Below are 12,440 nucleotides of genomic sequence, written 5' to 3'. Positions count from 1 at the left end.
TAAGAGTAAATTATGAGTCGTTCATTAAAAAAAGGTCCATACATCAACGTATCACTCGAGAAAAAAATTCTCGCTATGAATGAGAGTGGTAAGAAGACTGTCGTAAAGACATGGGCCAGAGCATCAATGATTTCCCCTGATTTTGTGGGTCACACTGTTGCAGTTCATAACGGAAACAAATTTATCCCTGTTTACATTACTGAGAATATGGTAGGTCACAAGCTCGGAGAGTTCAGTCCTACACGCCGTTTCGGTGGACATTCTGGTAACAATAAGAAGTAAGCAGGTCATAACCATTTAGAAAATAGATAAATATAATAATGGGAGCAAGAAAACATATAAAGGCTGAGGCTCGTAAAGAGGCCTTGAAAAGCCAGTATTTTGCAAAGCTCAAGGACTGCCCTTCTTCTCCACGTAAAATGCGCTATGTTGTTGACATGGTTCGTGGAATGGAAGTTAATCGTGCCCTTGGCGTGCTAAGGTTCTCAAAGAAGGCAGCTGCTCAGAATGTTGAGAAACTTCTGCGTTCAGCTATCGCTAACTGGGAGAACAAGAATGACCGCAAAGCTGAAGACGGTGAACTTTATATCTCTAAGATCTTCGTTGACGAAGGTGTTACAATGAAGCGCATGCGTCCTGCACCACAGGGCCGTGGCTACAGAATCCGCAAACGTTCTAACCACGTCACACTTTTCGTAGATGCAAAGTCTGACGCAAACAATGAAAAATAAATAGTAGAATGGGACAGAAAGTTAATCCAATAAGCAACCGCTTGGGTATTATCCGCGGTTGGGAATCAAATTGGTTCGGTGGCAAGGATTTCGGTGATAACCTCTTGGAAGACAAGAAAATCCGTACATACTTGAACAAGCGTTTGGAGAAAGCAAGCGTTTCTCGTATTGTCATCGAGCGTACATTGAAGCTCGTCACCATCACTATTTGCACAGCTCGCCCAGGTATCGTTATTGGTAAGGGCGGACAGGACGTTGACAAGCTTAAAGAAGAATTGAAGAACCTGTTTAAGAAAGAGGTTCAGATTAATATCTTTGAAATTAAGAAACCAGAACTCGACGCAAATATCGTAGGTAACAACATCGCTCGCCAGGTTGAGGGTAAGATTGCTTATCGTCGTGCCATCAAGATGGCTGTAGCCAACACAATGCGTGCAGGAGCAGAAGGTATCAAAGTTCAAATTACTGGTCGTCTGAACGGTGCCGAAATGGCACGTAAGGAAATGTTCAAGGAAGGTCGTACACCTCTCCACACATTCCGTGCAGACATTGATTATTGTCAGACAGAGGCTCTTACGAAGGTTGGCCTCCTGGGTATCAAGGTTTGGATTTGCCGCGGCGAAGTTTACGACAAGGTGGATCTAACTCCTAACTTCGCTCAGGAAAAGAGCAATTCACGTTCCAACAATGGTGGAAACGGTCGCTCTGGACGCGGTAATCGCAGAAGAAACAATAACCGTTAAAAGTAGAAGCTATCATGTTACAGCCAAAAAGAGTAAAATATAGAAGACCTCAAGATGGACGTGGCAATAAAGGCAACGCTCATAGAGGTACACAGTTGGCTTTTGGTTCATTTGGCATCAAGACTCTTGAGCCAAAGTGGATTGACAGCCGACAGATTGAGGCTGCTCGTGTAGCAGTGAACCGCTACATGAACCGCCAAGGCCAGGTCTGGATTCGCATTTTCCCTGATAAACCAATCACGCGCAAACCTGCTGATGTCCGTATGGGTAAAGGTAAGGGTGATCCCGCTGGATGGGTTGCACCGGTTACACCAGGCCGTATCCTCTTTGAAGTAGAAGGTGTAAGTTTTGACATCGCAAAAGAGGCACTCCGCCTTGCAGCTCAGAAATTACCTGTTAAGACAAAGTTCGTCGTAAGACGTGATTACGATAAAAACGCTTAAGAAAGATGAAGATTACAGAAGTTAAATCACTCGAGACAAAAGAATTGATCGAGAAAATCGAGAATGCTGAGACAGCTCTTGCTAAAATGAAGCTGAATCATCAGATTACTCCACTTGAGAATCCATCACTGATTAAGGCTGCCCGTCGTGATATTGCACGTATGAAGACTGAGCTTCATCAGAGAGAACTTAATAAATAACAATGGTCCAGATGGAAACAAGAAATTTAAGAAAAGTAAGACAGGGTGTCGTTATCAGCAACAAAATGGATAAAACCATCGTTATTGCCGCTAAGTTCAAGGAGAAGCACCCTATATATGGTAAGTTCGTTCAGAAGACGAAAAAGTACCATGTTCACGATGAGAAGAACGAAGCTAACCTTGGCGATACTGTTCTTATCATGGAAACTCGTCCTTTGAGTCGTACAAAGAGATGGAGATTAGTTCAAATAGTAGAAAAAGCTAAGTAATTATGATACAATCAGAATCAAAACTTACAGTATGTGATAACAGCGGAGCTCGCGAAGCAAAGTGTATCCGCGTACTCGGTGGAACACGCCGTCGTTATGCAAGTGTTGGTGACGTTATCGTAGTTGCTGTACAGAGCGTCATCCCATCAAGTGAAATCAAGAAGGGTGCAGTATCAAAAGCTTTGATAGTTCGCACAAAGAAAGAAATTCGTCGTGCTGATGGTTCGTACATCCGCTTCGACGACAATGCTTGTGTATTGCTGAACAATGCAGGCGAGATTCGCGGTAGCCGTATCTTCGGTCCCGTTGCTCGTGAACTTCGTGCAGTGAATATGAAAGTGGTATCCTTGGCACCTGAGGTTCTTTAATTATTAAACAGAATAATAAAATGGCAAAATTCCATATAAAGAAAGGCGATCAAGTTATCGTCCTTGCTGGCTCTGACAAGGGCAGAAGTGGTAAGGTGCTCAAGGTTATCGTTGATAAAGAACGTGTACTTGTAGAGGGAATCAATATGGTTTCTAAGAGCACAAAGCCCTCTGCAGCAAGTCCTCAGGGAGGTATTGTTAAGCAGGAGGCACCTATTCATATCTCTAATTTAAGTTTGATAGATCCTAAGAGCGGAAAGCCCACACGTATCAAGATAGAACGTGACGGTAAGACCGTTAAGCGCATCGCTAAAAAGTCAGGGGAGGAAATTAAATAATGGATACAGCACAGTTAAAGAAAGAGTACAAGGAGCAGATCGCTCCCGCATTGCAGAAGCAGTTTAACTACACTTCAGCCATGCAGATTCCTGTCCTGAAGAAGATCGTAATTAACCAAGGGTTGGGTGATGCAACACAAGATAAGAAGATTATCGAAGTTGCTATCAACGAAATTTCTGAAATTACTGGTCAGAAAGCTGTAGCCACCTACTCAAAAAAGGATATCGCTAACTTCAAGCTTCGTAAGAAAATGCCTATTGGCGTCATGGTAACACTTCGCCGTGAGCGTATGTATGAGTTCCTTGAGAAACTCGTACGTGTTTCATTGCCACGTATCCGTGACTTCAAAGGTATTGAAAGTAAGTTTGATGGTCGTGGTAACTATACTTTGGGTATCAGTGAGCAGATCATCTTCCCAGAAATCAATATCGATCAAGTTGACCGCATTCAAGGTATGAATATAACCTTCGTTACAACAGCTAAGACTGATGAGGAAGGCTATGCACTTTTGAAGGGCTTCGGTCTTCCATTCAAGAACGCTAAAAACGATTAAGAGATATGGCAAAAGAATCAATGAAAGCTCGTGAGATTAAGCGTGCAAAGCTTGTTGCTCGTTACGCTGAAAAACGCGCAGCTCTGAAAAAGATTATCGCTACTTCAAATGACCCAGCAGAAGCTTATGAGGCAGCTCGCAAACTTCAGGCCATTCCCAAGAATGCGAATCCTATCCGTCTTCACAACCGTTGCAAGATCACCGGACGTCCAAAAGGCTATATCCGCCAGTTCGGTCTCTCTCGTATCCAGTTCCGTGAGATGGCGTCACAGGGGCTCATTCCTGGCGTAAAGAAGGCAAGCTGGTAAACTTACTGCGTTGTGTGTTTTGTGCTAATGTGCTAAGACGCACAGCGCATTGATGCTACAGGCATTTTTTAATATTGTCGGGGTAGTCCCGATTAATTAAACATTTATAATTTATGACAGATCCAATAGCAGATTATCTGACAAGACTAAGAAACGCAATCATGGCTCATCACCGTGTTGTTGAAGTTCCTGCGTCTAACTTGAAGAAGTCTATTACCAAGATTCTCTTCGAGAAGGGGTACATCTTGAACTACAAGTTCATCGAGGATGGCCCTCAGGGTACAATCAAGGTCGCATTGAAGTACGACCCAGTAACAAAGCAGAACGCTATCAAGAGTTTGAAGCGCGTTTCTACACCAGGTCTTCGCCAGTACACTGGCTACAAAGACATGCCGAGAGTAATTAACGGACTTGGAATTGCAATTATTTCTACGTCTAAAGGTGTAATGACTAACAAAGAGGCTGCTGCTGAGAAAATCGGCGGAGAAGTTCTTTGCTATATTTATTAATTGGAGGATTTACTATGTCAAGAATTGGAAAATTGCCAATTAGTGTTCCTGCCGGAGTTACATTGACTCTCAAGGACAATGTCGTTACAGTGAAAGGCCCTAAGGGCGAGTTGTCTCAGTATGTTCATCCATCCATCAGGACTATTATTGCTGATGGTCAGGTGACTTTTGAGATAGATGAGAAGAATCCAGAGGATGTCAAGCAGAAGCAGGCCTACCATGGCTTATACCGCTCACTTGTCAACAATATGGTTGTAGGTGTAAGCGAGGGCTACTCAAAGACTTTGGAACTTATTGGTGTCGGTTATCGTGTTTCTAACCAAGGAAACTTAGTTGAGTTCTCACTCGGTTACACTCATCCCATTTTCCTCCAGCTTCCTAAGGAAGTGAAGGTTGAAACTAAGAGTGAACGCAACCAGAATCCAATTATCACTCTCGAATCAGCTGACAAGCAGTTGTTAGGTCTCATTTGTGCTAAAATCCGTTCTTTCCGTAAGCCTGAACCTTACAAGGGTAAGGGTATCCTGTTTAAGGGTGAGGTTATTCGCAGAAAGTCTGGTAAGACGGCTGCAGCTAAGTAACTTTAATAATTCATAACGATTATGACAACAAAGAAAGAACAAAGAAGACTTAAGATAAAGTTCCGCATTCGTAAGAGTGTGAATGGTACTGCTGAGCGTCCACGTTTGAGCGTTTTCCGCAGTAATAAGCAGATATATGCCCAGGTAATTAACGATCTGACTGGAACTACTCTCACTTCAGCTTCATCAGTTGGTCTTGAGAAGATGACTAAAATCGATCAGGCAAAGAAAGTCGGTGCGCTCGTAGCTGAGAAGGCAACAGCTGCTGGTGTAGAACAGGTTGTTTTCGACCGTAACGGTTACCTTTATCATGGACGTGTACAAGCTTTGGCTGATGCAGCCCGTGAAGGAGGTCTTAAATTCTAAACGATTATGGCAATGAATAAAGTAAAAGTAAATAGTGACGTTGAACTGAAGGACCGCTTGGTTGCTATTAACCGTGTGACTAAGGTTACAAAAGGTGGTCGTACTTTCACATTCGCTGCTATCGTCGTTGTAGGTGACGGTAAAGGCGTTATTGGTTGGGGACTTGGAAAGGCAGGTGAAGTTACAGCTGCTATTCAGAAAGGTACCGATTCTGCAAGGAAGAATTTGGTGAAAGTTCCTGTTTTGAAGGGTACTATTCCTCACGAGGTTGAGACTCGTTTCGGAGGTGCTCATGTTCTTCTCAAACCAGCCGCAGCAGGTACTGGTCTAAAGGCTGGAGGTGCTATGCGTGCTGTGTTGGAGAGTGCTGGTATTTCTGACGTGATTGCAAAGTCAAAGGGCTCATCGAACCCTCACAACCTTGTAAAGGCTACTATCGCAGCTCTCGCAATGATGCGTGATGCTTATACTGTGGCCGGCGAGCGTGGTATCGGAATGGAAAAAGTTTTTAACGGTTAATTATAGGAGAAATAACTATGGCAACAATTAAAGTAAAGCAAATTAAGAGCCGTATCAACGCTCCTAAGGACCAGAAGAGCACTTTGTTGGCTCTTGGCCTTCGTAAGATTTCTCAGGTTGTTGAAGTAGAAGATACTCCAAGTATCCGCGGAATGATTCGCAAGGTTCATCACCTGGTATCAGTAATTGATTAATTAATCTTATAAAGGAAACAATAATTATGAAATTAAATAATTTGAAACCAGCATTAGGCTCCACACATTCACGTCGTCGTATTGGCCGTGGTACAGGTTCTGGCCTCGGTGGTACTTCTACCCGTGGTCACAAGGGTGCCAAGTCACGTTCTGGTTATAAGAGAAAGATCGGCTTTGAAGGTGGTCAGATGCCTCTCCAGCGCCGTGTTCCTAAAGGTGGATTCAAAAATATCAACCACAAGGAATATTTCGCAGTTAACTTATCTACCCTTCAGGCACTTGTTGAGAAGAAGAACCTTACTAAAATTGGCATAGCTGAACTCAAAGAGGCAGGCTTGACAAATGGTAAGGAACTTGTTAAAATTCTAGGCAATGGTAAATTGAAGGCAAAGGTAGATGTAGAGGCAAATGCCTTCTCAAAGACTGCTGAAGAAGCTATCAAGGCAGTAGGTGGTAACACAACTATAATCTAAGTTAATGAAAAAGTTTATTGAGACACTGAAGAACTGTTGGAAGGTTGAAGATTTGCGTCAGCGTCTTCTCATCACTATTCTGTTTACAGCTATTTACCGTTTTGGGTCGTTCATAGTACTCCCAGGTATAAATCCAACTTTGTTGGAAAAGTTGCAGTCGCAGACCGCAGGCGGCCTTATGTCACTGTTGGACATGTTCTCAGGTGGTGCATTCTCCCATGCTTCAATCTTCGCATTGGGAATTATGCCCTACATCTCAGCTTCAATTGTTATGCAACTCCTCGCCGTCGCTGTGCCTTATTTCCAAAAGATGCAGCGTGAAGGTGAAAGTGGACATAAGAAAATCAATTGGTACACCCGTATTCTGACAGTGATTATTCTACTGTTCCAGGCACCGGCGTATCTGATAAACTTGAAGACGCAGGCAGCTGGCGCCCTTGCTACGGGCGTGGGCTGGACTGCCTTCATGTTTCCTGCTTCCATCATACTGGCCGCAGGCTCTATGTTCATCCTTTGGTTGGGAGAGCGCATTACAGACAAGGGAGTAGGGAATGGAATCTCTATTATCATTATGGTGGGTATTATCGCCCGTCTGCCACAAGCTTTCTTCCAGGAAGTTAGTAGCCGATTCACCGCTATCACCAGTGGTGGACTTGTAATGTTCATAGTTGAGCTTGTCATACTCTATGCCGTCGTATGTGCAGCAATTCTTCTTACACAAGCAACTCGTAGGGTTCCTGTACAGTATGCTAAGCGTGTTGTCGGCAACAAGCAATACGGTGGGGCAAGACAGTATATCCCTTTGAAACTGTTTGCTGCCAATGTTATGCCAATCATCTTTGCTCAGGCATTGATGTTTATACCATTGGCAATTGTTCAGTATTCTACTGATAACGCAAGCCCCGTACTTCAGTCACTGATGAACACCAAGAGTCTTCTGTATAATGTGGTTTATGTGATTTTGGTTATTGCATTCACCTATTTCTATACAGCTATCACTCTTAATCCTACTCAGATGGCAGAAGATATGAAACGCAACAATGGTTTTATCCCCGGAGTTAAGCCTGGTAAGGATACAGCAGACTACATCGATACGGTGATGTCACGTATCACTTTCCCTGGTTCACTCTTCATTGCGTTCATTGCAATTATGCCAGCACTTGTTGGGTGGCTCAACGTTCAGGACGCTTTCGGACAGTTCTTCGGAGGTACATCATTACTGATTCTTGTAGGCGTCGTCATTGATACGCTACAGCAGATAGAATCACATTTGATGATGCGTCACTATGACGGACTCTTGAATGCAGGACATACCCGTGGTAATGGTGGTGGAGCTGCCTACTAAATCTTTTTCTTGAAGTGTGAAAATATTTCTCAAGACTGAAGATGAAATTGAATTAATGCGGAGGGCCAATCGTCTTGTGGGTAAAACGCTTGCAGAGGTTGGCCGCCACATAAAGTCAGGTGTCACAACTTTAGAGTTAGACAGAATAGCTGAAGAGTTCATAAGAGATCATGGGGCACACCCAACTTTTAAAGGTTTTCCCAACCATCTCGGTGAACCATTTCCTGCGAGTATCTGTACCTCTGTTAATGAGGTTGTTGTTCATGGAATACCCAGTGATAAAGTCGTTCTAAAAGACGGAGACGTCATTTCGATAGATTGCGGGACTCTTTTAGATGGCTTCAATGGCGACAGTTGCTATACATTCATTGTTGGTGAGGTGAAGCCAGAAGTTATGGAGTTGCTCAAGATAACCAAGGAATCCCTTTATAAGGGAATTGAAATGGCGCAGGCTGGAAATCATGTTGGGGATATTGGCTCGGTTATTCAAGATTTCTGTGAATCCAAAGGTTATGGTATCGTAAGAGAATTGACCGGTCATGGAATTGGACGGGAAATGCATGAAGACCCATGTATTCCCAATTACGGTCGAAGAGGAAATGGTATAATGCTGAAAGACGGCATGTGTATAGCCATAGAACCGATGGTGACATTGGGCGACAGGCGAATAGGCATCATGCCCGACAATTGGACTATCATAACACAAGACCGTAAGGTTGCAGCCCATTTTGAGCATACCATAGCTATTCGGAAAGGCAAGGCTGAGATTTTATCTTCATTTGAAGAAGTAGAACATTTAGAAAGACAAAATTTTTAAAATATGGCAAAACAAACTGCAATTGAGCAGGACGGAACAATCTTGGAGGCTTTATCTAATGCAATGTTTCGTGTTGAGTTGGAAAATGGTGTGGATATAACCGCACACATTTCGGGAAAAATGAGAATGCATTATATCAAGATACTTCCAGGAGACAAGGTTAAAGTTGAGATGAGTCCCTATGACTTAACAAAAGGCAGAATAGTTTTCAGATACAAATAACTATAAATAAAATGAAGACAAGAGCATCATTAAAGAAGCGTACAGCGGATTGTAAAATCGTACGTCGTAAAGGCCGTCTGTTCGTTATCAACAAGAAAAACCCTAAGTTTAAATTGCGTCAGGGTTAAGTTAAAAAACTGTAAAAGGTTAATTATGAGATAAATTATGGTTACCTTTGCATGCTTTTTAGAGAAAAAACATTTTAATTAATTACATTCAATGGCAATAAGAATTGTTGGAGTAGATTTGCCCCAGAACAAGCGTGGCGAAATCGCATTGACCTATATCTATGGTATAGGTCGAAGTAGTTCAGCAAAGATATTGGATAAAGCTGGTATCAACCGCGACCTGAAGGTTAGCGAGTGGTCTGATGACCAAGCAGCTAAGATCCGTGAAATTATCGGTGCTGAATTCAAGGTTGAAGGTGACCTCCGTTCAGAGGTCCAAATGAACATCAAGCGCCTCATGGATATAGGTTGCTATCGTGGAGTTAGACATCGTAATGGTCTTCCAGTTCGTGGTCAGAGTACTAAGAATAATGCTCGAACCCGTAAGGGAAAGAAGAAGACTGTTGCTAATAAGAAGAAAGCTACTAAGTAAAATTTAGTTGAGAGTTGAAGATGGCAATAAACCAATTACTTGTCCATCGCTTAAAGACTTAAAGCTTAAAACTAAAAGAAATTATGGCAAAAAAATCAGCAACATCTAAGAAAAGAAACGTTAGAGTTGACGCATTGGGTCAGCTTCACGTTCATAGTTCATTTAATAATATTATTGTATCTTTAGCAAATAATGAAGGTCAAGTAATCTCTTGGTCTTCTGCTGGTAAGATGGGTTTCCGTGGATCAAAAAAGAACACTCCTTACGCTGCACAGATGGCAGCAGAGGATTGTGCAAAGGTAGCTTTCGACCTTGGTCTGCGTAAAGTCAAGGCATACGTTAAGGGTCCAGGTAACGGTCGAGAAAGCGCAATCCGCGCTGTCAACGCAGCTGGTATCCAGGTTACAGAGATTGTCGATGTAACTCCTTTACCACACAATGGTTGCCGTCCTCCTAAGCGTCGTCGTGTATAATCACATCTTATAACAATTTAAAGAAATTATTTAATTATGGCAAGATACATAGGTCCAAAATCTAGAATCGCACGCCGCTTTGGTGAGCCAATCTTCGGCGCAGATAAAGTGTTAGCTAAGAGAAATTTCCCTCCAGGGCAACACGGAAACAATCGTCGTCGTAAGGTTTCTGAGTATGGTGCTCAGTTGGCCGAGAAGCAGAAGGCAAAATATACTTACGGAGTGCTTGAACGTCAGTTCCGCAACATGTTTGAGCGTGCTGCAAAGGCTAGTGGTATCACTGGTGAGGTTCTCCTTCAGAATCTCGAATGCCGTCTTGACAATGTTGTATATCGTCTTGGCCTTGCTCCAACACGTGCTGCTGCTCGTCAGTTGGTAGGTCACAAGCACATAGTAGTGAATGGTAATGTTGTCAACATTCCATCTTTCTCTGTGAAACCAGGTGATATCGTAGGTGTACGTGAAAAGGCAAAGTCTCTTGAGGTTATTGAAGCTGCTTTGGCAGGTTTCAATCACACAAAGTATCCTTGGATTGAGTGGGACGAGAACTCTAAGAGTGGAAAGTTCCTCCATAAGCCAGATCGTGCAGACATTCCTGAGAATATTAAGGAGCAGTTAATCGTTGAGTTGTACTCTAAACAATAAAAATCATTAAATTAATGGCGATATTAGCATTTCAAAAACCTGAAAAAGTCGTGATGCTGGAGGCCAATGACCAGTTCGGCAAGTTCGAATTTCGTCCTCTTGAGCCTGGCTTCGGTGTTACCATTGGTAACTCTCTCCGCCGCATCCTCCTTTCATCTCTTGAAGGTTATGCTATCAATACCATCCGTATAGCTGGTGTTGAGCATGAATTTTCTTCAATACCTGGTGTAAAGGAAGATGTTACCAACATCATCTTGAACCTGAAGCAAGTTCGGTTCAAGCAAGTAGTAGAAGAATTCGAGAATGAGAAAGTTAGTATCACCGTTGAGAATTCCAATGAATTCAAAGCTGGTGATATTGGTAAGTATCTGACTGGATTTGAAGTGTTAAATCCTGAATTAGTGATTTGTCATTTAGATTCCAAGGCATCCATGCAGATAGATTTGACAATCAACAAGGGACGTGGTTACGTTCCTGCTGAGGAAAATCGTGAATTCTGCACCGATGTCAATGTACTTCCAATCGATTCCATTTATACCCCTATTCGCAACGTGAAATATTCAGTTGAACCGTATCGTGTTGAGCAAAAGACCGATTACGATAAGCTGATTATTGAAGTTTCAACAGATGGTTCCATTCATCCTAAAGATGCGCTGAAAGAAGCTGCAAAGATTCTGATTTATCACTTCATGTTGTTCTCTGATGAGAAGATTACTCTAGAAAGTCAGGATCAAGAAGGCAACCAGGAGTTTGATGAAGAAGTCCTGCACATGCGTCAGTTGCTTAAAACGAAACTTACTGATTCAAGTCTAAACCTCAGTGTTCGCGCACTCAACTGCTTGAAGGCAGCCGATGTTGAAACACTTGGCGACTTGGTACAGTATAACAAGACCGACCTCTTAAAGTTCCGCAACTTTGGTAAGAAATCGCTTTCAGAGCTTGATGATTTGCTCGAAAGTCTGAATCTGTCGTTTGGAACCGACATTACAAAGTACAAATTGGATAAGGAGTAAGCCGTTAGACGTTAGATGCATTCACGTTTATTACGGAGTATAATCCTTACCGCAACAAAATTAAAAAGAGAAAATGAGACACAATAAAAAATTCAACCATTTAGGTCGTACTGCTGACCATCGTGCAGCTATGTTAGCTAACATGGCTAAATCTTTGATCAAGCACAAAAGAATCACTACGACCTTGGCAAAGGCAAAGGCCTTGAAAAAGTATGTAGAGCCACTTATCACTCGTTCAAAGAACGATACAACCAACTCACGTCGTGTTGTATTCCGCTACTTGCAAGACAAGGAAACTGTGACTGAACTTTTCAAGGAAATCTCAGTAAAGGTAGGCGACCGTCCCGGTGGTTACACCCGTGTAATCAAGTTGGGAACACGTCAGGGAGATGCTGCAGAAATGGCTTTCATTGAATTAGTTGACTATGATGAAAACATGGCTAAGACGCCGAAGGCTGAGCCCAAGAAAACTCGTCGTAGTCGTCGTTCTACAAAGAAGGTTGAAACTCCAGCTAATACAGAAGCTGCTGAGAAGGCAGAAGAGACAAATGCTGAAGAAACAAAGGCAGAATAAGTTTTCATTTATTTAATACCCAATGAAGTCCCCGATACGGATGTATCGGGGGCTTTTTTACAGTCTGATAATTCTTTTAGGCGTAATGGACAAATGGTAGGCTGGCAATTTCCAGGTACTGTCCTATAAAAGTGTGTAAGCTTCTTTTTTCTTAT

The 12,440-nt window shown here is 42.6% G+C and carries 25 protein-coding genes; all 25 read left to right on the top strand.

What is annotated here, in order from left to right:
- Positions 1-12: 12 nt before the first annotated feature.
- The 25 genes from rpsS to rplQ all read left to right on the top strand — a co-directional run bounded on the left by rpsS (position 13) and on the right by rplQ (position 12,285).
- A complete protein-coding gene (gene rpsS / locus H515_RS0104230; protein WP_025875856.1) occupies positions 13-282 on the top strand; it encodes a 30S ribosomal protein S19 in 270 nt (89 codons plus the stop codon).
- A gap of 38 nt (positions 283-320) precedes the next feature.
- On the top strand, positions 321-731 hold the full coding sequence (rplV, locus tag H515_RS0104225; RefSeq protein WP_025875858.1) for a 50S ribosomal protein L22: 411 nt from the start codon (positions 321-323) through the stop codon (positions 729-731).
- Positions 732-739: 8 nt separating this feature from the next.
- Positions 740-1,474, top strand: a complete 735-nt coding sequence (gene rpsC, locus H515_RS0104220) for a 30S ribosomal protein S3 (RefSeq protein ID WP_025875860.1) — start codon at positions 740-742, stop codon at positions 1,472-1,474.
- A gap of 14 nt (positions 1,475-1,488) precedes the next feature.
- Positions 1,489-1,917, top strand: a complete 429-nt coding sequence (gene rplP / locus H515_RS0104215; RefSeq protein WP_025875862.1) for a 50S ribosomal protein L16 — start codon at positions 1,489-1,491, stop codon at positions 1,915-1,917.
- A gap of 5 nt (positions 1,918-1,922) precedes the next feature.
- The gene (gene rpmC, locus H515_RS0104210; RefSeq protein WP_025875864.1) at positions 1,923-2,117 is read left to right on the top strand and encodes a 50S ribosomal protein L29; all 195 of its coding nucleotides are present in this window, start codon (positions 1,923-1,925) and stop codon (positions 2,115-2,117) included.
- A gap of 2 nt (positions 2,118-2,119) precedes the next feature.
- Positions 2,120-2,386 (top strand): 30S ribosomal protein S17, encoded by a 267-nt coding sequence (gene rpsQ / locus H515_RS0104205; protein WP_036890673.1) that lies wholly within the window; start codon positions 2,120-2,122, stop codon positions 2,384-2,386.
- A gap of 2 nt (positions 2,387-2,388) precedes the next feature.
- Positions 2,389-2,754 (top strand): 50S ribosomal protein L14, encoded by a 366-nt coding sequence (gene rplN / locus H515_RS0104200; protein WP_025875868.1) that lies wholly within the window; start codon positions 2,389-2,391, stop codon positions 2,752-2,754.
- Positions 2,755-2,774: 20 nt separating this feature from the next.
- Entirely contained in the window at positions 2,775-3,092 is a 318-nt protein-coding gene (rplX, locus tag H515_RS0104195; protein ID WP_025875870.1) for a 50S ribosomal protein L24, read from the top strand.
- Positions 3,092-3,646 carry a 50S ribosomal protein L5 gene (gene rplE / locus H515_RS0104190; RefSeq protein ID WP_025875872.1) on the top strand — a complete coding sequence of 185 codons (555 nt, stop codon included), beginning with the start codon at positions 3,092-3,094 and terminating at the stop codon, positions 3,644-3,646. Before rplX ends, rplE begins: the two co-directional genes overlap by 1 nt.
- Before the next feature lie 5 nt (positions 3,647-3,651).
- Positions 3,652-3,954, top strand: a complete 303-nt coding sequence (rpsN, locus tag H515_RS0104185) for a 30S ribosomal protein S14 (protein WP_025875874.1) — start codon at positions 3,652-3,654, stop codon at positions 3,952-3,954.
- Between the two features lie 113 nt (positions 3,955-4,067).
- Positions 4,068-4,463, top strand: a complete 396-nt coding sequence (gene rpsH, locus H515_RS0104180; RefSeq protein ID WP_025875876.1) for a 30S ribosomal protein S8 — start codon at positions 4,068-4,070, stop codon at positions 4,461-4,463.
- A 14-nt stretch (positions 4,464-4,477) separates the two neighbouring features.
- Positions 4,478-5,044, top strand: a complete 567-nt coding sequence (gene rplF / locus H515_RS0104175; protein ID WP_025875878.1) for a 50S ribosomal protein L6 — start codon at positions 4,478-4,480, stop codon at positions 5,042-5,044.
- Positions 5,045-5,065: 21 nt separating this feature from the next.
- Positions 5,066-5,410, top strand: a complete 345-nt coding sequence (rplR, locus tag H515_RS0104170) for a 50S ribosomal protein L18 (protein WP_025875880.1) — start codon at positions 5,066-5,068, stop codon at positions 5,408-5,410.
- A gap of 6 nt (positions 5,411-5,416) precedes the next feature.
- Positions 5,417-5,929, top strand: coding sequence for a 30S ribosomal protein S5 (gene rpsE, locus H515_RS0104165; RefSeq protein WP_025875882.1), 513 nt, complete (start codon positions 5,417-5,419; stop codon positions 5,927-5,929).
- 17 nt (positions 5,930-5,946) lie between these two features.
- The gene (gene rpmD / locus H515_RS0104160; RefSeq protein ID WP_028901622.1) at positions 5,947-6,123 is read left to right on the top strand and encodes a 50S ribosomal protein L30; all 177 of its coding nucleotides are present in this window, start codon (positions 5,947-5,949) and stop codon (positions 6,121-6,123) included.
- Positions 6,124-6,149: 26 nt separating this feature from the next.
- Positions 6,150-6,596, top strand: a complete 447-nt coding sequence (rplO, locus tag H515_RS0104155; RefSeq protein ID WP_025875883.1) for a 50S ribosomal protein L15 — start codon at positions 6,150-6,152, stop codon at positions 6,594-6,596.
- A 4-nt stretch (positions 6,597-6,600) separates the two neighbouring features.
- The gene (gene secY / locus H515_RS0104150; protein WP_028901621.1) at positions 6,601-7,941 is read left to right on the top strand and encodes a preprotein translocase subunit SecY; all 1,341 of its coding nucleotides are present in this window, start codon (positions 6,601-6,603) and stop codon (positions 7,939-7,941) included.
- Positions 7,942-7,957: 16 nt separating this feature from the next.
- A complete protein-coding gene (map, locus tag H515_RS0104145; RefSeq protein ID WP_025875885.1) occupies positions 7,958-8,758 on the top strand; it encodes a type I methionyl aminopeptidase in 801 nt (266 codons plus the stop codon).
- A gap of 3 nt (positions 8,759-8,761) precedes the next feature.
- On the top strand, positions 8,762-8,980 hold the full coding sequence (infA, locus tag H515_RS0104140) for a translation initiation factor IF-1 (RefSeq protein ID WP_004352768.1): 219 nt from the start codon (positions 8,762-8,764) through the stop codon (positions 8,978-8,980).
- 11 nt (positions 8,981-8,991) lie between these two features.
- Positions 8,992-9,108 carry a 50S ribosomal protein L36 gene (gene rpmJ / locus H515_RS13920; protein ID WP_004335771.1) on the top strand — a complete coding sequence of 39 codons (117 nt, stop codon included), beginning with the start codon at positions 8,992-8,994 and terminating at the stop codon, positions 9,106-9,108.
- A gap of 91 nt (positions 9,109-9,199) precedes the next feature.
- On the top strand, positions 9,200-9,580 hold the full coding sequence (gene rpsM, locus H515_RS0104135) for a 30S ribosomal protein S13 (RefSeq protein ID WP_025875887.1): 381 nt from the start codon (positions 9,200-9,202) through the stop codon (positions 9,578-9,580).
- Positions 9,581-9,663: 83 nt separating this feature from the next.
- The gene (gene rpsK, locus H515_RS0104130; RefSeq protein WP_008821997.1) at positions 9,664-10,053 is read left to right on the top strand and encodes a 30S ribosomal protein S11; all 390 of its coding nucleotides are present in this window, start codon (positions 9,664-9,666) and stop codon (positions 10,051-10,053) included.
- Between the two features lie 36 nt (positions 10,054-10,089).
- On the top strand, positions 10,090-10,698 hold the full coding sequence (gene rpsD, locus H515_RS0104125) for a 30S ribosomal protein S4 (RefSeq protein ID WP_025875889.1): 609 nt from the start codon (positions 10,090-10,092) through the stop codon (positions 10,696-10,698).
- Positions 10,699-10,712: 14 nt separating this feature from the next.
- Positions 10,713-11,711, top strand: coding sequence for a DNA-directed RNA polymerase subunit alpha (locus tag H515_RS0104120; protein WP_025875891.1), 999 nt, complete (start codon positions 10,713-10,715; stop codon positions 11,709-11,711).
- Between the two features lie 73 nt (positions 11,712-11,784).
- Positions 11,785-12,285, top strand: coding sequence for a 50S ribosomal protein L17 (gene rplQ, locus H515_RS0104115; protein WP_025875893.1), 501 nt, complete (start codon positions 11,785-11,787; stop codon positions 12,283-12,285).
- Positions 12,286-12,440: the final 155 nt, after the last annotated feature.

The sequence above is a fragment of the Prevotella corporis DSM 18810 = JCM 8529 genome, assembly GCF_000430525.1.
Taxonomy (GTDB): Bacteria; Bacteroidota; Bacteroidia; order Bacteroidales; family Bacteroidaceae; genus Prevotella; species Prevotella corporis.
The sequence above is the reverse complement of the archived record's forward strand: the minus strand, read 5'-3'. Positions and strand labels throughout refer to the sequence as shown.